Origin of the sequence: Georgenia daeguensis (genome assembly GCF_039537705.1) — a bacterium.
In the GTDB taxonomy this organism is placed as follows: domain Bacteria; phylum Actinomycetota; class Actinomycetes; order Actinomycetales; family Actinomycetaceae; genus Georgenia; species Georgenia daeguensis.
In genome coordinates, this window is record NZ_BAABBA010000015.1 from 73,869 (window position 1) to 96,399 (window position 22,531).

The 22,531-nt window shown below is 74.5% G+C and carries 21 protein-coding genes; 9 read left to right on the top strand and 12 right to left on the bottom strand.

Going from position 1 to position 22,531, the window contains the following annotated elements:
• The first annotated feature begins 31 nt into the window (after window positions 1-31).
• The gene (locus tag ABD774_RS14710) at window positions 32-1,060 is read left to right on the top strand and encodes a LacI family DNA-binding transcriptional regulator (protein WP_345042648.1); all 1,029 of its coding nucleotides are present in this window, start codon (window positions 32-34) and stop codon (window positions 1,058-1,060) included.
• An 83-nt stretch (window positions 1,061-1,143) separates the two neighbouring features.
• On the top strand, window positions 1,144-1,845 hold the full coding sequence (locus ABD774_RS14715) for an alpha/beta fold hydrolase (RefSeq protein ID WP_345042651.1): 702 nt from the start codon (window positions 1,144-1,146) through the stop codon (window positions 1,843-1,845).
• A 7-nt stretch (window positions 1,846-1,852) separates the two neighbouring features.
• Here the strand turns inward: ABD774_RS14715 and ABD774_RS14720 are convergent, their stop codons facing one another.
• Both ABD774_RS14720 and serS read right to left on the bottom strand, forming a co-directional pair.
• On the bottom strand, window positions 1,853-2,734 hold the full coding sequence (locus ABD774_RS14720; RefSeq protein ID WP_345042653.1) for an HAD family hydrolase: 882 nt from the start codon (window positions 2,732-2,734) through the stop codon (window positions 1,853-1,855).
• Complete coding sequence (gene serS / locus ABD774_RS14725; protein ID WP_345042656.1) at window positions 2,731-4,002, bottom strand: serine--tRNA ligase; 1,272 nt, start codon at window positions 4,000-4,002, stop codon at window positions 2,731-2,733. Before serS ends, ABD774_RS14720 begins: the two co-directional genes overlap by 4 nt.
• 118 nt (window positions 4,003-4,120) lie before the next feature.
• On the opposite strand from serS, the gene ABD774_RS14730 reads away from it, so the two are divergent.
• Entirely contained in the window at window positions 4,121-5,392 is a 1,272-nt protein-coding gene (locus ABD774_RS14730; protein ID WP_345042658.1) for a diacylglycerol/lipid kinase family protein, read from the top strand.
• A gap of 7 nt (window positions 5,393-5,399) precedes the next feature.
• On the opposite strand, the gene pheA is transcribed toward ABD774_RS14730, so the two are convergent.
• Complete coding sequence (gene pheA / locus ABD774_RS14735) at window positions 5,400-6,386, bottom strand: prephenate dehydratase (protein WP_345042756.1); 987 nt, start codon at window positions 6,384-6,386, stop codon at window positions 5,400-5,402.
• 97 nt (window positions 6,387-6,483) lie between these two features.
• On the opposite strand from pheA, the gene ABD774_RS14740 reads away from it, so the two are divergent.
• A complete protein-coding gene (locus tag ABD774_RS14740) occupies window positions 6,484-9,036 on the top strand; it encodes a hypothetical protein (RefSeq protein WP_345042660.1) in 2,553 nt (850 codons plus the stop codon).
• Here ABD774_RS14740 and ABD774_RS14745 read toward each other — a convergent pair.
• From ABD774_RS14745 to ABD774_RS14755, 3 genes are all read right to left on the bottom strand, one after another.
• Window positions 8,946-9,806 (bottom strand): glycosyltransferase family 2 protein, encoded by an 861-nt coding sequence (locus ABD774_RS14745; RefSeq protein WP_345042663.1) that lies wholly within the window; start codon window positions 9,804-9,806, stop codon window positions 8,946-8,948. The genes ABD774_RS14740 and ABD774_RS14745 overlap by 91 nt on opposite strands.
• A 130-nt stretch (window positions 9,807-9,936) precedes the next feature.
• Window positions 9,937-10,815 carry a DUF5926 family protein gene (locus ABD774_RS14750; protein WP_345042665.1) on the bottom strand — a complete coding sequence of 293 codons (879 nt, stop codon included), beginning with the start codon at window positions 10,813-10,815 and terminating at the stop codon, window positions 9,937-9,939.
• A 369-nt stretch (window positions 10,816-11,184) separates the two neighbouring features.
• Complete coding sequence (locus ABD774_RS14755; protein WP_345042668.1) at window positions 11,185-11,538, bottom strand: rhodanese-like domain-containing protein; 354 nt, start codon at window positions 11,536-11,538, stop codon at window positions 11,185-11,187.
• A gap of 150 nt (window positions 11,539-11,688) precedes the next feature.
• On the opposite strand from ABD774_RS14755, the gene pgm reads away from it, so the two are divergent.
• A complete protein-coding gene (pgm, locus tag ABD774_RS14760) occupies window positions 11,689-13,368 on the top strand; it encodes a phosphoglucomutase (alpha-D-glucose-1,6-bisphosphate-dependent) (RefSeq protein ID WP_345042670.1) in 1,680 nt (559 codons plus the stop codon).
• Window positions 13,369-13,465: 97 nt separating this feature from the next.
• Window positions 13,466-14,542, top strand: coding sequence for a GNAT family N-acetyltransferase (locus tag ABD774_RS14765; RefSeq protein ID WP_345042672.1), 1,077 nt, complete (start codon window positions 13,466-13,468; stop codon window positions 14,540-14,542).
• A 27-nt stretch (window positions 14,543-14,569) separates the two neighbouring features.
• Here ABD774_RS14765 and ABD774_RS14770 read toward each other — a convergent pair whose 3' ends face one another.
• From ABD774_RS14770 to ABD774_RS14780, 3 genes are all read right to left on the bottom strand, one after another.
• Window positions 14,570-14,776, bottom strand: a complete 207-nt coding sequence (locus ABD774_RS14770; RefSeq protein ID WP_345042675.1) for a PspC domain-containing protein — start codon at window positions 14,774-14,776, stop codon at window positions 14,570-14,572.
• 94 nt (window positions 14,777-14,870) lie between these two features.
• Window positions 14,871-15,899 (bottom strand): LLM class flavin-dependent oxidoreductase, encoded by a 1,029-nt coding sequence (locus tag ABD774_RS14775; protein ID WP_345042677.1) that lies wholly within the window; start codon window positions 15,897-15,899, stop codon window positions 14,871-14,873.
• Between the two features lie 117 nt (window positions 15,900-16,016).
• Complete coding sequence (locus ABD774_RS14780) at window positions 16,017-16,589, bottom strand: sugar O-acetyltransferase (protein ID WP_345042679.1); 573 nt, start codon at window positions 16,587-16,589, stop codon at window positions 16,017-16,019.
• Window positions 16,590-16,670: 81 nt separating this feature from the next.
• Here ABD774_RS14780 and ABD774_RS14785 point away from each other — a divergent pair, with 81 nt between their 5' ends.
• Complete coding sequence (locus ABD774_RS14785) at window positions 16,671-17,975, top strand: MFS transporter (RefSeq protein WP_345042682.1); 1,305 nt, start codon at window positions 16,671-16,673, stop codon at window positions 17,973-17,975.
• 14 nt (window positions 17,976-17,989) lie between these two features.
• Here the strand turns inward: ABD774_RS14785 and ABD774_RS14790 are convergent, their stop codons facing one another.
• Window positions 17,990-18,958 (bottom strand): alpha/beta fold hydrolase, encoded by a 969-nt coding sequence (locus ABD774_RS14790; protein WP_345042684.1) that lies wholly within the window; start codon window positions 18,956-18,958, stop codon window positions 17,990-17,992.
• A gap of 57 nt (window positions 18,959-19,015) precedes the next feature.
• Here ABD774_RS14790 and ABD774_RS14795 point away from each other — a divergent pair, with 57 nt between their 5' ends.
• Window positions 19,016-19,561: a TetR/AcrR family transcriptional regulator gene (locus ABD774_RS14795; protein WP_345042687.1), complete on the top strand. Its 546-nt coding sequence runs from the start codon at window positions 19,016-19,018 to the stop codon at window positions 19,559-19,561.
• Between the two features lie 69 nt (window positions 19,562-19,630).
• Entirely contained in the window at window positions 19,631-20,053 is a 423-nt protein-coding gene (locus ABD774_RS14800) for a PPOX class F420-dependent oxidoreductase (RefSeq protein WP_345042689.1), read from the top strand.
• Between the two features lie 3 nt (window positions 20,054-20,056).
• Here ABD774_RS14800 and ABD774_RS14805 read toward each other — a convergent pair whose 3' ends face one another.
• Both ABD774_RS14805 and ABD774_RS14810 read right to left on the bottom strand, forming a co-directional pair.
• On the bottom strand, window positions 20,057-20,548 hold the full coding sequence (locus ABD774_RS14805; protein WP_345042691.1) for a nucleoside deaminase: 492 nt from the start codon (window positions 20,546-20,548) through the stop codon (window positions 20,057-20,059).
• A 38-nt stretch (window positions 20,549-20,586) separates the two neighbouring features.
• On the bottom strand, window positions 20,587-22,401 hold the full coding sequence (locus tag ABD774_RS14810) for a gamma-glutamyltransferase family protein (protein WP_345042694.1): 1,815 nt from the start codon (window positions 22,399-22,401) through the stop codon (window positions 20,587-20,589).
• Window positions 22,402-22,531 lie beyond the last annotated feature (130 nt).

The following is a 22,531-nucleotide window of genomic DNA, read 5'->3' on the forward strand; positions in this document are numbered from 1 at the left end:
GGTCGCCCGGCCCCGCGACGAGCAGGAGAGCGTGAGTCCTCGAGCCCGCATCAGCGACGTCGCCCGGCTGGCCGGCGTGGCCCCGTCCACCGTCTCGGCCGTCCTCAACGACGTCCACGGGGCCCGGGTGAAGGAGAGCACCCGTGACCGGGTGCGCCGCGCCGCCGACGAGCTGGGCTACGCCCCGAACGCGCTCGCCCGCGGGCTCCGCACCCGGCGGTCGGGCACCCTCGCGCTGATCAGCGACGTCATCGCGACGACCCCGTACGCGGGCCAGCTCATCCAGGGCGCGCAGGACGCGGCGTGGGAGGCCGGGCACGTGCTCATGGTCGTCAACACCGGCGGGGACGCGGCCATCGAGCGGCGCGCGATGGCGGTCCTGCGCCAGCAGCAGGTGGGGGGCGTGCTCTGGGCGACGATGTCCCACCGCGTGGTGCCCGCCCCGGTCCCCCCGAACGGCACCCCCCTCGTCCTCCTCGACGCGCGCGACGAGGCGGGGGCCGTGCCGTCCGTGGTCCCCGACGAGGAGGCCGGCGCCCGGGCCGCCGTCGCGGAGCTCGCCTCGCACGGCCACCGGCGCATCGGGTTCGTCCTCGACCGGAACGACAGCCCGGCCTCCGAGGGCCGGACAGCCGGGTACCGGGACGCGCTCGCCGAGCGGGGCCTCCCCGTGGAGGACGCCCTGGTGGCGCGCGCGCAGTCCGACTCCACGGGCGGCGAGGCCGCGGCCGGGGTGCTGCTGGACCGGCCCGACCCCCCGACGGCGATCTTCGCCTTCACCGACCAGATGGCCGTGGGGGTCTACCGCGCCGCCGCCGCGCGCGGGCTGCGCATCCCCGCCGACCTGTCGGTGGTCGGGTTCGACGACCTCGCCGTCCTCGCCCAGGAGCTACGGCCCGGCCTGAGCAGCGTCGCGCTGCCCCACTACGCGATGGGCGAGACCGCGGCGGCGACCCTGCTCCGGCTGGTCGAGGACCCGGCCGCGGAGGTCCCCGCCCTCCAGCGCGTGCCCACCCGGATCGTGCGGCGCGCGTCCGTGGGGCCCGCCCCGCGCGCCTGACCCCGGCGCCGGATCGGTCGACGTCCCGCCCGGCCCCGGCTACCGTGCCGTCCACCTGCCCCCGGCGAGGAAGGACGTGCGCGGTGGACATCATCCTGGTGCCCGGGCTGTGGCTGGACGCCTCCTCGTGGGAGCGGGTGGTGCCCGCGCTCGAGGCGGCGGGCCACCGTGCCCACCCGCTCACCCTGCCGGGCATGGGGTCCGAGGACGCCGACCGCTCGGGCGTCGGGCTGCGGGACCACGTCGACGCCGTCGTCGCCGCGATCGACGCGTGCGGCCCCGCGAAGGTGCTGCTCGTCGGGCACTCGGCCGGGTGCGGCATCTGCCACGCCGCGGTGGACGCGCGCCCGGACCGGGTGGCGCGGGCGGTGTACGTGGGCGGCTTCCCGACCGGTGACGGCGGCACCCTCGCCGAGGACTTCCCCGCCGAGGACGGCGACGTGCCGCTCCCGGACTGGTCCGCCTTCGGGCCGGAGGACCTCACCGACCTCGACGACGAGGCGCTGGCCCGGTTCCGCGAACGGGCCCTCCCCTCCCCGGCCCGGGTGGTCCGCGAGCGCCAGCGGCTCTCCGACGAGCGCCGCTACGACGTCCCGGTCACCGCGGTCGCGACGGAGTACACGACCGAGACGCTCCGGGGGTGGATCGCATCGGGGGCGGAGCCGGTGCGAGAGTTCACGCGCCTCAGGGTCGACCACGTCGATCTGCCGACGGGGCACTGGCCGCAGCTCACGCGCCCCGACGACCTCGCGCGCGTGATCCTCGACGCCGCGGCGAGCGGGTGACGCCCGCTCAGCGCTCCAGCAGCGCCCGCAGGACGACGGCGGCGCCGTCCTCCAGGACCTCGCCGGTGACGGCGTCGGCCACGGCGTGCACGTGCGGGCCGGCGTTGCCCATGGCGACCCCGTGGGCGGCCCACTCGAGCATCTCGAGGTCGTTCCCGCCGTCGCCCATGGCGACGGTCGCGCCGGGGTCGATGTCGAGGCGGCCGCGCAGCATCTCCAGGGCGCTGGCCTTGTTCACGCCCTCGGGCGAGATGTCGAGCCACGCCGTCCAGCCGACGGCGTACCCCACCCCGTGCAGTCCGATCCGGTCGACGAGGGCGTCGAAGTCCGAGGAGTCGAGGTGCGGGGCGCGTAGCGTCACACGGGTGGCCGGGGCGTCGAGCAGCTCCTCGAACGGGACGATCTGGACCTCACCGGTCAGCTCCCCCATGGGGAACGGCGCGGTGACCTTGTAGCCCCTGCCGAGGTCCTCGACGGCGAAGAGCCCGTCGGGCAGCTCCTGGCGCAGCAGCCGCAGCGCGGGGCCCGGGTCGAACGTGACGACGTCGGTGATCTCGTACCCGAGCTCCTCCTGCGGGTCGATGCGCACGCAGACGGCGCCGTTGGAGCACACCATCATCCCGTCGGTCAGGCCGAGCTCGACGGCGACGGGGATCGTCGCCTGCACGGAGCGGCCGGTCGCGAGGACCACGTGCGCGCCGGACGCGCGCAGGTCCGTGACGGCGCCGCGCACCTCCTCGCCCAGGCCGCCGTCGTGGGTGAGGAGCGTGCCGTCGATGTCGAGGGCCACCATCAGGTCCGGGCCGGCGGCCGGCACGGAGTCGGGCACGAGGCGCCGCCAGCGGGCGGCGCGCTCGGCCACGGGCGCGAGGCGGTCGGTCTCCCTCATGCGGGCTCGATGACCTCCAGGCCCCCGAGGTAGGGCCGCAGGCCGGCCGGCACGCGCACGGAGCCGTCCGGCTGCTGGTGGTTCTCGAGGATGGCCACGATCCACCGCGTGGTCGCGAGGGTGCCGTTGAGCGTGGCCACCGGACGCGTCTCCCCCGACGCCGTCCGTTCCCGGACCCCGAGCCGGCGGGCCTGGTACGTGGTGCAGTTCGAGGTGGAGGTGACCTCCATGAACCGGTTCTGGGTGGGCAGCCACGCCTCGCAGTCGAACTTCCGCGCGGCGGACGTCCCCAGGTCCCCGGCCGCGGTGTCGATGACCCGGTACGGCAGCTCGACCTTGGCGAGCATCTCCTCCTCCCAGGCGAGGAGGCGCTCGTGCTCGGCCTCCGCCTCCTCGAGGGGGACGTAGGAGAACATCTCCACCTTGTTGAACTGGTGCACGCGGATGATCCCGCGGGTGTCCTTGCCGTGGGAGCCGGCCTCGCGCCGGTAGCAGGAGGACCAGCCGGCGTAGCGCAGCGGGCCGTCGGAGAGGTCCAGGATCTCGCCGGAGTGGTACCCCGCCAGCGCCACCTCCGAGGTGCCGACGAGGTAGAGGTCGTCGGCCTCGAGGCGGTAGATCTCGGCGTCGTGGGCGACGTCGAACCCGGTGCCCTGCATCGTCTCCGGGCGCACCAGGGTCGGCGTGATCATCGGGACGAACCCGGCCGCGGTGGCCTGGTCCATGGCCGCGTTGAGCAGGGCGAGCTCCAGGCGGGCGCCGATGCCGGTGAGGAAGTAGAACCGCGCCCCGGAGACCTTCGCGCCGCGGGGGACGTCGATCGCGCGCAGCGACTCACCGAGGTCCAGGTGGTCCTTGGGCTCGAACCCCTCGGCGGCGAAGTCGCGTGGGGTCCCGACGTGCTTGAGCACGGCGTAGTCGTCCTCGCCCCCGACCGGCGCGGCCGGGTGGACCACGTTCGGCACCGTCCGGGCGACGTCGTCGAGCGTGGCCTGCGCGGTGCCGGCCTCGGCCTCGGCGGCCTTGACCTGCTCGGACAGCTCCTTGGCCCGCGCGAGCACCGTCGCCCGCTCCTCGGGGGAGGCCTTGCCGACGGACCGGGAGACCTGCTTCTGCTCGGCGCGCAGCTCCTCGAACCGGGCCAGGGAGGCACGGCGGCGGGCGTCTGCCTCCAGCAGGGCGTCCACCAGGGTCTCGTCCGCGCCGCGGGCGCGCTGGCTGGCGCGGACCTGCTCGGGGTCCTCGCGCAGGGCTCGAAGGTCGATCATGCGTCCGAGCCTAACGGCCGCCCGTCGGCTCACCCGCCCGGCCGGGGCCGTCCGCGCCGCGTGCCCCGTCCGCCGGCCCGGCGGGCGGGGTGCGCCCGCGCGCCGGTAGGTTGCGCCCATGACGTTGGAACAGTGGGTCGCCGTCGCGGCGGTCGCAGCGCTCGTCCTCGCGCTCGCCGCGGTGATCATCGGCCTGCTGGCCTGGCGCGCGGTGAAGCAGCGCACGCCGTCGTTCTCCGCGGAGGAGGAGGCCGAGAAGCTGCCGCCGGCGCCGCGCTCGGGCCCGCCCGCGGTGATCGTCAACCCGTCGAAGTCCGTGGACGTGGAGTACCTGCGCGACCTGGTCCAGCAGACCGCCGCGGAGGTGGGTCTCGAGCAGCCGCTGTGGTTCGAGACCACCGTGGAGGACCCGGGACTCGGCCAGGCCCGTGAGGCGGTCGAGAAGGGCGCGTCCGTCGTCGTCGCCGCGGGCGGCGACGGGACGGTGCGCGCGGTGGCCGAGGCGCTGGCCGGCACCGGCGTCCCGATGGGGCTGATCCCGCTCGGGACGGGCAACCTCCTCGCCCGCAACCTCGACCTGCCCCTCGGCAGCCAGCGCGAGCTCGTCGCGACCGCGCTGACCGGACGGGACCGGCCGATGGACCTCGGGTGGCTGCGCACCGAGCCGCTCTCCCCCGAGGACGAGGAGAAGGTCCGCGGCCGCGCCGACGCCTCGACGGCGAGGTCGGCCGAGAAGACCGACTCCGGCGAGGCCGCCCGTGGTCCCGAGCTGGACGCCGCGATCCCGGAGGAGGGCGCCGCCGCCAAGGGGGTCCAGCCGCCGGACGCCGGCGTCATCCCGGACGACGACCCGGACAAGGAGCACGTCTTCCTCGTCATCGGCGGGCTGGGGTTCGACGCTGCGATGGTCTCCGCCGCCGACGACGAGCTCAAGGCGAAGCTGGGCTGGATGGCCTACTTCGTCGCCGGCGTGAAGCACCTGACCGGCCGGAAGATCCACGCCTCCACCAAGCTCGGGGACTCCGAGGCAAGCGAGCCGTTCACCGCCCGGACCATCCTGTTCGCCAACTGCGGCCGCCTGCCGGGCAACATCGTCCTGTTCCCCGACGCCCAGCTCGACGACGGCTGGCTCGACATCGCCGCGATCGACACCCGCGGCGGCCTCATCGGGTGGGCGGACCTGCTGCGCAAGGTCACCCTGCAGGGGCTGGGGATCCGCAAGGACCTCGTGCCCTACAGCACCGGCACGATCGAGTTCCGCCGCGCCCGCTCCGTCATGGTGCGCACCGAGGAGCCCGAGCACGTCCAGGTCGACGGCGACCTCGTCGGCTTCGCGACGACGATCCACGCCCGCGTCGAGAAGGGCGGCCTGGTCGTCCGCACCATGTGAGCGGCCGTCAGTCGCCCTCGACGCGCGAATAGCCGGACAGCAGGCTGCCCACCCACTCCCGGGCGGCGCGGAAGTCCGCGTCGTACGTGCCCGGCCGCACGTGCGGGCGCTGGCCGTCGGCGCGCGGGTAGGACCCGAGGAAACGCACGGTCGGGCACACGCGGTGCAGGCCGATGAGGGTGGCCTGGACGCGCTCCTCCGCCACGTGCCCCTCCGCGTCGATGCTGAAGGAGTACCGGCCGAGCGAGTCCCCGATCGGCCGGGACTCGATGCGGGAGAGGTTCACCCCGCGGGTGGCGAACTGCTCCAGCATGTTCAGCAGGGCGCCCGCCTCGTTGTCGGCCAGGTGGACCATCAGGGTCGTCTTGTCGGCCCCGGTCGGTTCCGGCAGACGGCCCGGGCGCGCGACCAGGACGAACCTGGTGACGGCGTGCGGGTTGTCCGCGACGCCCGCGGCGAGGACCTCGAGGCCGTACTGGCGGGCGGAGAGCTCGGAGCACAGGGCGGCATCGAAGCCTGGCTCCGGCTCTCCCGACGCCAGCAGGGCCGCGGCGGCGGCCGTGGACGTGGCCGGGACGTGGACCGCGCCGTCCAGGTGCTCGGTGATCCAGCGCCGGCACTGCGCCCAGGCGTGCGGGTGGGTGGAGATGCGCCGCACCTTCTCCAGCGTCATGCCCGGCCTCGCGCACAGGGTGAAGGTGACCGGCACGAGCATCTCGCCCACGATCACCAGCGGCGCGCCGGTGGAGAGGGTGTCGAGAGTGACGTTCACCCCACCCTCGACCGAGTTCTCGATCGGGACGACGGCGAAGTCCGCGTCGCCGGAGCGCACGCGTTCCAGCGCGGTGACGACGTCGCTGCACGGCTCGAGGTCTGCCTCGTCCGCGCTGGTGACCTGCAGCAACGCGGCCTGGGTGAAGGTGCCCTCGGGGCCGAGGTAGGCGTAGCGGGGGCGGCGCGCCTGCCCCTCGTCCGGCCGGGCGGTCCCGGCCACGTCGTCCGGTCTGGGTTCGGCTTCCACGCCCCGCAGCCTATCCGCGCGGCCGGGGCGGGCCGGGCGCCGCCCACGGCGGGCCACGTAGGCTGCCCGCGTGGGAACCAGGCGCAGCAGGAGGCAACGGCGGATCGTCCTCGTGCTCGCGGTCGTGGTGGTATTCGGCCTCTTCCTGCCGCTGATGCTCCCGATGCTCACCGCGCCCGCCGCCTCCCACGAGCCGGTCACCGGGACCGCAGGCGCCGCCGCCCCCGGGGCGGTCACCGGGACCGCCACCGCCACAGCCGGCGCGGCCACCCCCGGGGCGGTCCCGGCCGACGAGGAGCGGCCGCTCGTCGTCGTGGGTACCACCGGGCTGCGCTGGGAGGACCTCTCCGCCCTGGCCACACCGCACCTGTGGGAGTTCTCCGGCGGCGGCGCGGCCGCGAACCTCGTCGTGCGCTCCGTCCGCTCGACCACCTGCCCGGCCGACGGCTGGCTCGCCCTCTCCGCCGGGCGCCGGGCCGCGGACGTCCCCATGGAGGAGTACGGGGCCTGCCGCCGGCTCGAGAGCGCCGGCGAGGACGGCACGGTCCCGGCGTGGGAGACCTACGTCGACGCCGCGGCGGACGCCTCCTACGACGCCACACCCGGGCTCCTCGGCGACCTCCTGACCTCCTCGGGGACCTCCTCCGTCGCGGTCGGGCCGGGAGCCGCCGTCGCGCTGGCGACCTCCGACGGCACGGTGGCCGGGGACCACGCCTTCGGCTACTCCAGTCCGGCGCAGCTCGGGGCGCAGGTGGCCGACGCCCTGCCCGGCCACGCGCTCGCCGTCGTCGACGTCGGCTCCGTCCGGGACCGGAACCGCCCCCTGGTCGGGGCGGAGACGTTCACCCAGGAGCCGGCGCCGGAGCCGGACCCCTCCGAGACCCCCAGCCCCTCCACGGGCGAGGCGTGGCTGCTGCGCTCCCCCGCACGCAGCCAGCAGGTCTCGGCCATCGACCAGCGCGTCGGGGCCGTGCTCGAGGCCGTGCGGGACGTCGCCCCGGACGCCACCGTCCTCGTCGCCTCGCTGGCGGACTCGGGCACCCGCTCGCTCCTCCAGCTCGCCGTCGCCGACGGTCCCGCGCTGGGCGACGTGCCGGCCGACGGTGCGCTCCTCGGGAGCCGCTCGACCCGCCAGCCGGGCATGATCCAGTCCACCGACCTGACCCCGACGATGCTCGCCATGCTCGGCGTCGAGGCCCCGAACAGCCTCGTCGGGTCCCCGCTGGACGTCGTGCCGGACGGGCGCACGGGTGCGGCCCGGTTCTCCTACCTCACCGACGTCAGCGACCACGCCGTCGCCGTCCGCCCCCTCAAGGGCCCCTTCCACTCGGCGCTGGTGCTGGTGAACCTGCTGCTGTACGCGACGGTCACGGTCGGCCTCAACCGCCGCAACCTCGACCGCGCCGCCGGCTGGCTCGGCCGGCACGAGTCCCCCACCGCCCGCCGGGCCGCCACCGCCCTCCGCTCGCGGCGGCCCGCGACGGCGCTGCGCGCGATCCGCGCCGTCGCCGTGACGGTCGGGTCGATCCCGATCGCCTCCTACCTGGCCAACCTGCTGCCGTGGTGGCGCGGCTCGAGCCCGGGGGCCTTGCTGCTGACCGCGACGGCGCTGCTCGCGGTGGCGGTCGCGGCCGCCGCGCTCCTGGGCCCGTGGCGCAGGAGCCTGCTCGGCCCCGTCGCGGTGGTCGCCGGGCTGACCGCGGTGGTGCTCGCCGTCGACGTCGTCACCGGGGCGACGCTCCAGATCTCCTCGCTCATGGGCGTCGAGCCGCAGGTCGGCGGGCGCTTCTACGGCTTCAACAACTCCTCGTTCTCCCTCTTCGCCGCCTCGACGATCCTGGTGGCCACGTGCGTCGCGGACCCGCTCGTGCGTGCCGGACGGCGCCGCCTGGCCGCCGCCGCCGTGGGGGTGATCGGGCTGATCGCCGTCGTGCTGGACGGCGCGCCGACCATCGGCGCGGACTTCGGCGGGCCGCCGGCCCTCATCCCCGGGTTCCTCGCCCTCGCCCTGCTGGCCGCCGGGGTGCGGCTCACGTGGCGGCGGATCCTCCTCGTCCTGGGCGTCACCGGCGTCCTCGCGCTGAGCTTCTCCGTCATCGACTGGCTCCGCCCGCCCGCCGAGCGCTCGCACCTGGGCCGGTTCGTCGAGACCGTCCTCGACGGCGGGCTGTGGTCCGTGGTGGGACGGAAGGCCTCCCAGAACCTGGCGAACCTGTTCGGCTCGACGCTGACGCTGCTGGCGATCGGCGGGATCGTCGTCGTGGTGGTGCTGCTGACCCGGCCGCTGCGCAACGCCGCGCGCCGCGGGCAGAACGACAGCTACGGCTGGCTCGTCGGCGGCGGGTCGGTCGGCCGGATCGACGGCGACATCCCGATGCTGCGGCCGGCCGTCCTGTCCCTCGCGGCGACGTTCACGATCGCGTTCCTGGTCAACGACTCGGGGATCGTGCTGCCCGCCATCGGGATCTCGCTGGCGGTGCCGCTGCTCGTCTCAGTCCTGGCGGGGTGGCTGCTCGCGCGCGGCGAGCCGGCTCAGGCCCCGGTCGCGCCCTCGTCGGTGCGGGCGGCGGGGGCCTCCGTCGTCGACCCCTCGGCGGCCGGGGCGTCGGACCAGGCGCGGTAGGGCCGCCCCGGGCGCTGCCGCGCGGGGTTGTCCCCGCGGCGGGTGGGCGGCACACGCACCCCGCGCATCTTGCGGGCGCTGACGGCGAGCGCCACGTCGCGGTACTGCGCGCCGCGGTGGAGCTGGCCGGACAGGTCGTCCGCGGAGGGCCGGTGGCGCAGGTCGCACGGGACCTCCTGGAGGGTGTACCCGGCGACGAGGAGGTCGATCGTCATGCCGGTCTCCACGCCCCAGCCGCGCGAGAGCGGGGTGGCGGTGTCGAACGCCTCGCGGGTCAGGCAGCGCTGCCCGGACAGCGGCTGCGTCGGGGACCAGCCCGTGGCCCTCAGGATCGAGCGCCGGGCCAGGCCGGTGACGATGCCGCGCCCGCCGGCGCCGGGCTGCGGGGGCAGGACGGCGATGGTGCAGTCGGCCCTGCCCTCGAGGACCGGCGGGACCAGCGGTGCGGTAGCGACGGCGGTCTCGCCCAGGTCGGCGTCGAGGAAGAGCAGCAGGCGGCGCGGGGCGCCCTCGACGTCGCGCATGGCGACGACGGACGCGCCCGTCTCCATCGCGGACGCCTTGCCGCGGTTGACCGAGTGGCGCACGACGACGGCGCCCGAGCGGCGGGCGACGTGCTGGGTGTCGTCCTCGGAGCCGTCGTCGACGACGAGCACGAGGTCCACGTGGGGGATGGCGCGTGCGGCACGGACGGTGGCGGCGATGCGGTCGGCCTCGTCCTTCGCGGGGATCACGACGGCGACCCGCTGGGACCTCGCTCCTTGCCTCACGTGGTAAAGCCTATCTACGTTCCGGACCAACCGCGTACCGAGGCCGCGACGAACCTTGACCTGGACATGACGGAGCGGGGGCGGGCCGTGACGGAGCGGGGGCGGGCCGCCGCCCCCGCTCGCCGGGTCCTCAGCGCAGGCTGACCTGGCGGGAGACGATGCCGGCCCGGGCGCGGCGCTCGTCGGCGTCGAGGGGCTCGGTCCGGGCCAGCGCCTCGTCGAGCTTCTTCTCGAAGGCGGCCAGCGGCGCGGTGAGCTCGTCTGCCTCGGTTCCGGGCGCGAGCTCCCACACCGGGATGAGGATGCCGCAGGAGCGGAAGGCTCCGACGAACTTGGCGCCGTCGTCGATGGCGGACTCGCGCGCGGCGTGCAGGCGAGCGATGGCGTCGAGGACCTTCTCCTGGTCCTCGGGCCGGGCCCAGCGCAGGAACTCCCGGCCCATGCGGCACCAGTAGGCGGACTGCACGCCGTCGACCTTCACCGTGGGGACGATGTTGCTGTTGGCCTGCTCGAGCGCGGCGGCCACCTCGCTCTCCTTCGCGGCGTCGTCGGTGAGCCAGAAGGCGAAGCTGTCGTGGACGGTGAGGTCGAAGGGGCCGTCGAGGTCGAGGACGTCCTGCAGGCGCGGCCCCGGCTCGGGCAGCCCGGTGCCGGTCAGGGCGGACCCCGGCTCGAGCTCGAGGGCGGCGAGCAGCGCCGCGGCGACGTCGCGGGAGGCGTCCCCGGAGTGGGCGGTGGTCTGGAGGGCCACGAGGAGGGTGCCGTCCTCGCGGTGCAGCGCGGGCAGCATGTCCGGCAGGAGCGTGACGAGCTGGACGTCGCGGGCGCCGTGCTCGGCCGTGGTGCGCACCGCGACGGAGGCGGCGGGGACGACCTCACGCATCGCCACGAGGTCGGTCTCGGCGGGCAGCCCCTCGAAGGGACGCTCGACGAAGGGGACCTCCTGCCGCTTCGGCTTCGGGGTGCCCTCGGGACGGACCTGGCGCTTGCTGCGGCTCTTCTTACCCATGGCGCCCAAGAGTACGGGCACCGCCGTCACCGACGCCGCCCGGGCCAGCCGCCACCCGTCGCGGCCGCCCTGCCGACCGCCACCGTCACGGCCGCCCGTGGGCGCTCCTCGCCTGGGCCGTCAGGAGGAAGTGCATCTCAGCCGGGCAAGTGCATCTGGAACGACTTCATCTGCGCAGGAGCACTTAGTAGTGCGGTCACGCGCAGCCGCGAGGCGGCGGTCGGCGCGGATCGGGGGCCGGGGCAGTCGCCCACGCGGGCCGATGCACGGGAGCACGTAGTGGTGCGGTCAGCCGAGGCTGCTGTCGACGCCTCGCGGTCGTGCACGCGGACACCGACGCCGCCCGGCGAGCCCCGGCCGGCCGGGAGGTCAGAGAACGGCGGCGGCCCCGCCGTCGTCCCTCGTCACCGGAAGGCCAGCGGCCTCCCAGCCCTTCATGCCGCTGACGAGGTTGTAGGCGTCGAAGCCGGCCTGGTTCAGCCACGCGACCGAGCGGGCCGACCGGCCGCCGGAGCGGCAGACCACGACGAGCTCGCCCTCGGGGATGTCGTCCATCCTGGCGGGCAGCTCGCCCATGGGGATGTGGACAGCGCCGGGCGCGTGGCCGGCCTCCCACTCGTCCTGCTCGCGCACGTCGAGCAGCACGTAGCCGTCGGGGATCGGGTTCGAGGCGTCGAGGTCCTCGACGGTGACGTTGGTGCCGGGGGTGTCGGGAATCGCCATGCGGCCAAGGGTAGGACGGGGCGACGGCGCCCGCGCGAGCCGTCCGGCGCGAGGCCGCGGCCGGGGACGTGGCCGCGGAGGTGGCGTCCGGCCACCGGGACGACACCCCGTGTCCATGCCCCGGTCGACCAGCGGTGGCAGGATCGGGCCATGCACGAGCGCGCCGGTACCCCAGCCCTGCCCGAGGACCTCATCGACGTCGACGAGGTCGTCTCCGCCTACTACGACCGCACGCCCGACCTCGACGACCCCTCCCAGCAGGTCGTCTTCGGCACGTCGGGGCACCGCGGCTCGAGCCTCGACGGCGCGTTCAACGAGGCCCACATCGTGGCCACGACGGCCGCGATCGTGGAGTACCGCCGGTCGCAGGGCTACGACGGCGCCCTCTACCTCGGCCGCGACACCCACGCCCTGTCCGAGCCGGCGTGGCGCACCGCGATCGAGGTGCTCGCCGCCGCCGGCGTCGAGACGCGCATCGACGCCCGGGACTCCTGGACGCCCACCCCGGCGGTCTCCCACGCGATCCTGCGGGACAACGGCGCGGGCACCTCGGGCGGCGTCCGGACCGAGGGCCCGGGACTGGCGGACGGCATCGTCGTCACGCCGTCGCACAACCCGCCCCGCGACGGCGGCTTCAAGTACAACCCGCCCCACGGCGGCCCGGCCGACTCCGACGCCACCAGCGTCATCGCCGCCCGCGCCAACGAGATCCTGCGCGAGGGCTGGGAGAAGGTCGCGCGGATCCCGTTCGAGCGCGCCGTCGCCGCCGAGAGCACCCGCCGCAACGACTACATCACCGCCTACGTCGACGACCTCGCCAACGTCCTCGACCTCGAGGCAGTCCGCCGGGCCGGCGTGCGCATCGGGGCCGACCCGCTCGGCGGCGCGGCCGTGGAGTACTGGGCCGCGATCGGCGAGCGCCACGGGCTGGACCTGACGGTCGTCAACCCCGCCGTCGACCCGCGCTGGTCCTTCATGACGCTGGACTGGGACGGCAAGATCCGCATGGACTGCTCCTCCCCCTCCGCGATGGCGTCCCTGCGCGAGAAGATGCGCGGCGACGGCGGGGCGACGCCCTTCGACGTCGCCACCGGGAACGACGCCGACGCCGACCGGCACGGCATCGTCACCCCCGACGCGGGGCTGATGAACCCGAACCACTACCTCGCCGTCGCGATCGAGTACCTCTTCTCGCACCGCCCCGACTGGCCGGCGACCGCGGCCATCGGCAAGACCCTCGTCTCCTCCGCGCTCATCGACCGGGTGGCCGCGGGGCTGGGCCGCAGGCTCATCGAGGTGCCGGTGGGCTTCAAGTACTTCGTGCCGGGGCTCATCGACGGCTCGGTCGGCTTCGGTGGCGAGGAGTCGGCGGGGGCGTCGTTCCTGCGCAAGGACGGCACCGTGTGGACCACCGACAAGGACGGCATCCTGCTCGCGCTGCTCGCCTCGGAGATCATCGCGGTCACCGGGAAGTCCCCGAGCCAGCTGCACGCCGAGCTGGTGGAGCGGTACGGCGCCAGCTCCTACGCGCGCATCGACGCCGCCGCCACCAAGGCGCAGAAGGCGAGGCTGGGCAAGCTCCAGCCCGCCGCGGTGGCCGCGACCGAGCTGGCCGGCGAGCCGATCGTGGACCGGCTCGTGGCCGCGCCGGGCAACGGCGCCGCCATCGGCGGGCTGAAGGTCACCACCGAGAACGCCTGGTTCGCGGCGCGCCCCTCAGGCACGGAGGACGTGTACAAGATCTACGCCGAGTCCTTCCGAGGCGACGACCACCTGGCCCAGGTGCAGGCGGAGGCGAAGAAGGTGGTGGACGCGGCGCTGGCAGAGTAGGGGAGGGTCCTCTCCGGATCCTCCGCCGTTCCGCGGATTTCCGACCGCGGTCGGCGGTATGGTCCCGGCACAGCGCTTGTGACCGGGAGAAGGCCAGATGCGGGCAGCGGACGTCGTCACGCACGTCCCGGCCGAGCTGTGGTCCGAGGTCCTGGCGAGCGACCCTGGAGCCACCCTCTACCAGACGCCCGCCTGGGCCCGGGCGGTACGGCGCGCGACGGGCATGACGGACGTCAGCCGCCTCTACGTCCTCGAGGACGGACGCCGGATACTCCTGCCGATGGTGCGCGCCGCTCCGGTGCCCGGTCTCGCCGTCGACGCCTCCTACCCGTCCGGGTACGGCTCCGGCGGCCTGCTGGCCTCGGGAGGACTGCGGGACTCGGACGTCCGGCTGGTGCTCTCCGACCTGCTGCGCTCGCCGGCCCTCAGCACCCGCATCCGGGCGAACCACGACACCGCCGGCCGCTGGGACGCCGGGCTGGTGCCCGGCGTGACGAGCACGCCGCGCCGCGTCGAGGTGCTGGACCTCGACGGCGGCTTCGCGCACGTGTGGTCGTCACGGTTCCAGTCCTCGGCCCGCCGCGCTGTCCGCAAGGCCGAGCAGTCGGGTCTCGTCGTCGAGAAGGACACCTCGGGCCGGCTCGTGCCGGCCTTCTACGACCTGTACCTGCGCTGGACCCGGCGCCGCGCGGAGGAGTCGGGACTGCCTACCCGTCTCGCCGAGGCGCTGGCCCGCCGGCGAGTGCCGCTGAGGACGTTCGAGGCGGTGGCCGCCGAGTGCGGGGAGAGCTGCCGCCTGTGGGCGGCGTGGCACCGCGGGGAGCTGGCCGCCGCGATCATCACCCTCGTCCACGGCGACCACGCGACGTACTGGCACGGCTACAGCCACAAGACGGTCGCTGGTCCGACGAGGGCGAACAACCTGCTCCACCGGCTCGCCATCGAGGACGCGATCGACTCCGGGTGCCGCTACTACAGCATGGGCGAGTCCGGCGGCGTCGCTGAGCTCATCAGGTTCAAGCAGACCCTCGGGGCCACGCCCCGGCGGGCGGTGGAGGTGCGGATCGAGCGGCTGCCTCTGACCGGGCTGGAGCGCCTGGGGCACCGTGGCCGGGCGTACGCCGCAGGCGCCCTGTCCCGGCTCACCCAGCTGGGGCAGACCCGGAACCCGTGACGGATCCGGCGGCGACCGCCCGGCTCACTACTCGCTCGGCATGACGATCCACAGGATCGGGTAGACGACGAGCGGGCTGCCCGGCAGCACGAAGAGCAGCACCAGGAACAGCACCCGGGCCACCCACGGGTCCAGGCCGAACCGTCGGCCGAGCCCGGCGCAGACGCCGGCGATGATCCGTCCGTTCCGGGGGCGGACGAGGCCCTGCGCCCGGAGCGAGTCGTGCACCTTCATGGTTCTCCTTCGATCGAGGGGACGCGCTTACCGACAACGTTGCCCGCAGGAGGCCGCCCGCGCATCGGGGGAAACCCTTGTTCCGCCCCTGACCTCAGCCGGCGGCACGGAGCACGGGGGCGACCTCCCCCGCGAACCGCTCGACGGAGGACTCGACCATCCCCCTGGGCATGCCGCCGAAGTCGACCTGGCCCAGGAACCGGTCGATCCCCAGCTGATCCGCCAGGTCGAGGAGCTTCGCGGCCACCTGTTCCGGTCCGCCGATCAGGAGCGCCCCGCCGCGCTCGGACAGGTCGTTCATCTGGTCGCGGCTCACGACCCAGCCGCTCGAGCGGCTCGTCGGGGAGGAGACGTACCGGCGGTAGTACGGGTAGGCGTCGTCCCGGGCCGACGCCGTGGCGGCACCCACGTAGAGGTGGGCGGCGAGGCCGACCTCGAGCGTCGCGGGATCGTGACCCGCCTGCTCACCGGCGAACCGGTAGGTCTCCACCAGGCGACGGGCGTTGTCGAGCGTGCCACCGATGAACCCGAGCATCATCGGCAGGCCGAGGTCGCCGGCGCGCAGGGCGCTGGTCGGCGTGCCGCCCACACCCACCCACACCGGCAGCCGGTCCGCGTAGGCGCGCGGCGAGATCTCCTGGTCGAGCAGAGCGGGGCGGGACGATCCCGACCACGTCACGCGCTCGTGGTCCCGGCACTGCAGCAGCAGGTCGAGCTTCTCCGCGTAGATCTCGTCGAGCCGGTCCGGATCGACCCCGAAGAGGGCGAAGGGCTCCGCGAACGCGCTGCGCCCCGCGACGATCTCCGCACGGCCGTGGCTGAGGAGGTCCAGCGTCGCGTGGTCCTGGTAGACGCGGACCGGGTCGAGCGTGGTCAGCACCGTGGCCGTCGACACGAGGCGGACACGCTCCGTGGCCCGCGCCACCGCCGCGAGCGCCACCACGGGTGACGACACGGCGAAGTCGTGGCTGTGGTGCTCCCCGATGCCGAAGAGGTCCAGCCCCAGCCGGTCGGCGAGGATCCCGTAGGCCACGACGTCGTCCATGCGCTGGCCGGGCGTGGGGCGCGTCCCGCCCTCGACGGCCGCGTGGATGTCGGTGAGCGAGAAGACGCCGAGCTCCATGGGACGCTCCGTCCGGACGACAGCGGGCCGTTGCCCGGCCCATCGTTTCCAGTATGGAATTCGGGGCCGGTCCGGCTCCTGGGTCCGAAGGCCCTTGCCCGTCCGGAGGCCGCGGACTCAGTCCGCGAGCTGGCGCACCACCCGTGCCGGGTTCCCCACCGCGACGACGTTCGCCGGGAGGTCCTTGACGACGACGGCGCCCGCGCCGACCACCGTGTTCTCCCCGATCGTCACGCCCGGGCAGACGATGACGCCGCCACCGAGCCAGACGTTGCTCCCGATGGTGATCGGCTCCGCGGCCTCCCACTTCTGCCGCCGCGGCTCGGGCTCGATGGGGTGGGTGGGGGTGAGCAGCTGGACGTTCGGGCCGATCTGGACGTCGTCGCCGATGGTGATCGGGGCGACGTCGAGCGCCACCAGCCCGAAGTTGGCGAAGGTGCGGGCGCCGACGGTGATGTGCGAGCCGTAGTCGACGTAGAACGGTGGCCGGATCTCCGTGCCCTCGCCGACCGAGCCCAGCAGCTCCTCGAGGAGCCGGCGGCGCAGCGGCCCCTGACGCACGGTCGTGGCGTTGTAGGCGTCCATCAGGTCCAGGGCGGCCCGGCTCTGCTCGGCCAGCTCGGGGTCGTCGGCGATGTAGAGGTCGCCGGCGAGCATCCGTTCGCGCATGGTCCGGGTGTCGTCGGTCATGCGCAGCAACGTACCGGCGGACGACGGCGACCCGCGCGGCGCACCCTGAGGTGCAGGACCGGAGGGCTAGCGTGGCCGCCCGTGGGCACCGTCGAGCCCGGGCGCCGGCTGACCGCCGGCGTTCACAGGCACCCTGGGTTCCGGCGTCTGTGGGTCGCAAACCTCTGCAACGAGACCGGCAACCAGTTCGCCGTTCTGGCTCTGAGTGTCACGGCGGTCGTCGTGCTCGACGCGACCCCTCTGCAGGTCGGGATCCTCACCGCCCTCGGGCACGCCGCCTATCTCGTCCTCGGCATCCCGGTGGGCGTATGGGTGGACCGGGGCCCCAAGCGTCCGATCCTGGTCGCCGCCGACGTCGTCCGTGGCGTCGCCGTCCTCACCGTGCCGATCGCGTACTGGGCCGGTGCGCTCACCGTCTGGCAGCTCATGGCGGTCGCGGCGGTCATGAGCGCGGCGACGGTCTTCTCCGACACCGCCCACACTGCGATCCTCCCGCCGCTGGTCGGGCGCTCACGGGTGTCCGAGGCCAGCGCGCGTCTGCAGACCACCGACTCCACGATGCAGGTGGTCGGGCCCTCCCTCGGCGGCGTGCTGCTCACGCGCGCGGCGGCACCGGTGCTGTACGTCATCACCTCGGTGGCGGCGCTGGTCTCGGCGCTGCTGACGGCCACGATCCGCCTCGACGAGCCACCTCCCGCGCACCGCGAGCGTGAGCCGTTCGGCCGGTCCGTCGCGTCCGGCGTGCGCTTCGTGGCGCGCCAGCCGGCGCTGCGGACGTACATGCTGACCAGCGCCGTGAACAATCTCGGCGCCGGGATGTTCATGGCCACCGCGACGGTCTTCGTCCTCCGCGACCTCGAGATGGGCCCCGCGGCCTACGCCCTGGCCGGCGCCGTCGGGGCGACGGGCGGAATCGTCGGCTCGCTGGCGGGGCTGCGGGTCCGCCGTCGTCTCGGCGAGATCCGCACCATGGTCGCCTGCTACCACCTGCGGCCGCTGGCGTTCCTGACCCTGCCCGCGGCGGTGATCACGTCCGTTCCGGCCGTGGCGCTGCTGGCCGTCAGCGACTTCGCCTTCGGCTTCCTCACCGTGGTCAGCTCGATCAGCTCCACGGGCGTGCGGGCCCGGGTCACGCCGCACCATCTCATGGCCAGGGTCTCGGCCGCCAGCCGCTTCGTCACACTCGGGATGATCCCGGTGGGCGCCGTCCTCGGCGGCTGGCTCGCGACCGTGTTCCCGCGCGCCGGTGTGCTCGTGGCCGCGGCCGCGGTGGCGGCCCTCGCGGCTCCGATCATCCTGGCGTCACCGCTGCGGCCGCACCGCGACGTCCCGCGGGAATGGGAGGAGGCGGCCGAGCGTGAAGATCAGCTCCGGCCCGAGGGCTGAGCGGGCGCCCTCCCTCATCGCCCGTGAGCGACGTGCTCGGCGTCGAAGAACTCGAGCACTCGGGCCAGGAAGGCCTCCGGCTGCTCCTCGGGGATGTAGTAGCCGGCACCGGGGACGTGCGTCTGGGTGAACTCGTCGGCGTAGTCCTCGTAGCCGAGCAGGACCTCCGGCAGCCGGTGCGCCTCGTCCCCGCCGCCGTAGAGGACGACTCCGTAGAGGCCGAGAGTCGGTGTGCGCAGCCGGGTGCCGCGGTACTCACCGGCGACGCTTCGCCGTGCCTCGACCATGACCATGCTGCGGTACAGGGCCGCGGCGGCCCGCGCCCGGTCCGGGTCGCGCAGCCTGCTCGTGTACAGGTCGAGGTCCTGCTCCGACCAGACGCCGGGGTCGGAGGTCTCGGAGGTCATCAGGTGACGGGGGAACCGCTGCCGGCCCGCGGACAGAAGAAAGGGTCCGAGCACGGGCGTGGCGGTGGCGAACATGGGCCACATCCGCCACAGGTGCAGCAGGACCCGAGAAGACAGCCGGGGGTAAGGATGGGGCGCCGCGACAGCCACCAGCTGCCGGACCCGGTCGGGGTGAGCCAGGCACACGCGGAACCCCAGGATGCCGCCGACGTCGTGCCCCACGAGGCGGACGCTGTCGACCTCGAGCGCGTCCATCAGCGCGACGATGTCAGCCACCAGCTGGTCGCTCTCGTACCCGTCGCGCGGGGCGTCCGTCCATCCGGCGCCCCGCAGATCGGGGCAGATCACCCGGTAGTGGGCGGCCAGGCCGGGGATGACCTTGCGCCACGCCCACCAGTGCTGGGGGAAGCCGTGCAGCAGAAGCACCGGTTCGCCGGCGCCGGCCTCGGCGACGTGCATGCGCAGGCCGGGGAGGTCGACGTACCGGTGCCGCACCCCCTCGACCTGCGGCAAGGGACGCCGTCGCGGCGTCGTGGTCGTGGCCCCTGCGCCGCGCGGGCGCCCGGCGCGCTCCATGTCTCCAGACGCTACTGCTTTTCACGCGCCACTGTCACTACTTCTATAGTTACCGACATGACACCGACGAAAGCGCGCGCGCTGGACGCGGCGATCGAGCTCCTGGGGACGGAGGGGCTGCGGTCGCTGACGCACGCCCGCGTCGACGAGAGGGCTGAGCTGCCGAAGGGCTCGACGTCGAACTACTTCCGCACCCGCCAGGCGCTCGTCTCCGGCGTCGTCGCCCGGATCGTCGAGCTCGAGGAGGCGGAGATCGGCGCCACCTTCGCCCCGCCCGGCAACGCAGCGGAGTTCCTCGACGGTCTCTGCGCGCTGTTCGACCACCTCACCCGTACGAGTCGCACGCAGACGACCGCCCGGCTCGTGCTGTTCATGGAGGCCAGCCACGACGCCGAGCTCAGGGAGGTGCTCTCCCGGGCGCGGACGGGCATGGCACGTTCGGTCGTCGCCACGATGGCCTCGCTGGGAGCCAAGGATCCGGAGGTCGCCGCGGCCGCCGTCGTCGCCTGCTTCGAGGGCCTGCTCCTGCACCGCGTCGCCCGCCACGACGACACCGATCCGCGCCCGGTGTTCACCCAGGTGGTCACGGGCGTCCTGCCCTGACCCGTCCGCAGCACGATGGTCGGCGGCGGAAGCGCTGGCCGGCCGGTCAGGCCGGTGGGACAGTGGCACATGGCACGGCTCAACGACGCGGCCCGGGCGCTGATCGGGTCCGGGGCGCTCGGTCACCTGGTCACGATCAACCCTGACGGTTCGCCCCAGGTCAGCGTGGTCTGGGTGGGCCTCGCGGGCGAGGAGCTGGTCACCGCCCACCTCGTGGCGGAGCAGCGCAAGCTGGCCAACGTCCGCCGCGACCCGCGGGTGGCGATCTCGTTCGAGGGAACCGGCGCGAACGCCGTCGGCATGCAGGACCATCTCGTCGTCCACGGGCGCGCCCGCCTCACGGAGGGAGGCGCCCCGGAGCTCCTGCACCGTCTCGCGCAGGTCTACGTCGGCCCGGGGACGACGTTCCCGCCGATGCCCGACCCGCCGCCCGGGTTCGTCATGCACATCGCCGTGACGCGGATCGGCGGACTGGGACCCTGGCTGGGGTGAGCCTCAGTCCTCGCCGATGTCCTCGTTCCAGAGCGCCGGCTCGGCAGCGATGAAGTCCCGCATGAGACCGGCGCAGTCCGGGTCGTCCAGCACCACGACCTCCACGCCCCGCGAGCGCAGGAGGTCCTCCCCGCCGACGAAGGTGCGGTTCTCCCCGACCACCACCCGGGGGATCCCGTAGAGCAGGATCGCGCCGGTGCACATGTCGCACGGCGAGAGGGTGGTGACCATGGTGGCGCGGGCGTAGACCCGGGCGGGCAGCCGCCCGGCGTTGGCGAGGCAGTCCGTCTCGCCGTGCAGGATCGGGCTGCCGTCCTGCACCCGGCGGTTCCGCCCGACGGCGAGCACCTCGCCGTCGACGACGAGCGCCGCCCCGATCGGGATGCCGCCCTCCGCCCGGCCGGCCCGCGCCTCGGCGAGCGCGACGGCGAGCGCCTCGCCGTCGGAGCGCACGCTGCGGCCGGCCCGGGGCCGTCCGCCGTCGTCCTGCGTCATGTCCGCCATCCTGCCAGCGCACCCGCGCGGACCGCCGCTCACCGCCCCGCCGCGTACCCCTGCGCGCCGCGCGGGTTCGCGGCCGCGCCGAGGAGCCCGGTGGCGGGGTCGACGGTGACGGCGGAGAGCCGGCCGAGCGACCAGTCGCCGGCGCGGGTCACGCGGTGGCCACGGCGCTCGAGCTCGGCGATGACGTCGTCACCGAGGCGGTCCTCCACGACGGCGCCGCCCGGGGTCCAGGTCCGCGGCCAGAACGAGCCGGGGACGGATGTGGTGTGCAACGCCGGGGCGTCGATCGCCTGCTGCGGGGTGTACCCGCCGACGATCGTGCGCAGCAGGTAGAGCAGCTGCCACTGGTCCTGCTGGTCCCCGCCGGGCGAGCCGAGCGCGGTGACGGGCCGGCCGTCGCGGAGCACCAGCGTGGGCGTCAGGGTGGTGCGCGGGCGCCGCCCGGGGGTGAGCGTCGCGGGCGAGCCGTCCTCGAGCCACGTCATCTGCAGCCGCGTGCCGAGGCAGAAGCCGAGCTCGGGGACGGCGGGCGAGGACTGCAGCCACCCGCCCGAGGGGGTCGCGGAGACGATGTTGCCCCACCGGTCGACGACGTCGAGGTGGCAGGTGTCGCCGCGGGTCTCGCCCGTCGGCGAGACGGTGGGCTCCCCGAGGCCCGCTGCGGAGCCGCCGGCGGGTGGGGCGTAGTCCTCCCGCAGCGGCGGCAGGAACGGCTCGACGCCGGGAATCCGCCCCGGCCGGAACTCCGCCGAGGCGCGGTCGGTGATCAGGGCGCGGCGCTGCGCCGCGTACTCCGCGGAGAGCAGCACGTCGAGCGGGACGTCGCGGTCGCCGTAGTAGGCCTCGCGGTCCGCCATCGCCAGCTTCTCCGCCTCGAGGATCGTGTGCGCGCCCAGCGCGGTGGAGGGGTCGAGCCGCTCGTCGTCGAACCCGTCCAGGATCGCGAGCATCTGGAGCAGCACCGGGCCCTGCCCCCAGGCGCCCGTCTTCGCGATCGTGTGCCCGCGGAACTCGATCGTCACGGCCGGCTCGTAGCCCGCCCCGAAGGCCGCGAAGTCCTCGACGGTCATGACGCCGGCGTGGTCGGCCCCGTCGGAGTGGCGGTGCGGGCGGGCGGCGAACGCCGTCGCGGCCTCGGCCACGAAGCCCTCGCGCCAGGCCCGGCGGGCGGCCTCGATCCGCGCCACCCGGTCGTCGGCGACGCCCGGCTCCCGGCCCGCCTCGACGAGGCGTTCCAGGGTGCGGGCGTAGGCCTCGTTACGGACGATCTCGCCCGCGTGCGGCGGCCGCCCCTCCGGCATCCACAGCGCGGCCGAGGTGGTCCAGTGCTCGGTGAAGAGGTCGGCGACCTGCGCGACGGTGTCCCCCACCCGGCCGACCACCGGGTGGCCGTCGCGCGCGTAGCCGATCGCCTGGGCCAGCACGTCGGCCAGCTCCCAGGTGCCGTGGTCGCGCAGCAGGACGAACCAGGCGTCGACGGCGCCGGGGACGGCGGCCGCCAGGGCGCCCGACCCGGGCACCAGCTCCAGCCCCTCGGCGAGGAGGTGCTCCCTCGTGGCGCCCGCCGGGGCCGGCCCCTGGCCCATGAGGACCGTCGGCGTCGGGTCCTCCGCCGTCGCGAACACCGCCGTCATGTCCCCGCCGGGGCCGTTCAGGTGCGGCTCGACCACGTGGAGGACGAAGCCGGCGGCGACGGCGGCGTCGAAGGCGTTCCCGCCACGCTCGAGGACCGACTGGGCGCACGCCGTCGCGATCCAGTGCGTGGTGGCCGACATCCCGAACGTGCCGCTGAGCGTGGGCCGGGTGGTGAACGAGGCGGGCGTGGTGAAGGGGACGGGCGGCATGGTCACGGAGGCTAGCGACGCCGACGGGCCGCGCGCACGGTCCCACGCGGGTTTCACGGTTCGAGCGTCCGTTCTGCGAACCTTGCCCCGCATATCGGACGTGGTGTGCTTCACTACCCCGACTTTTTCC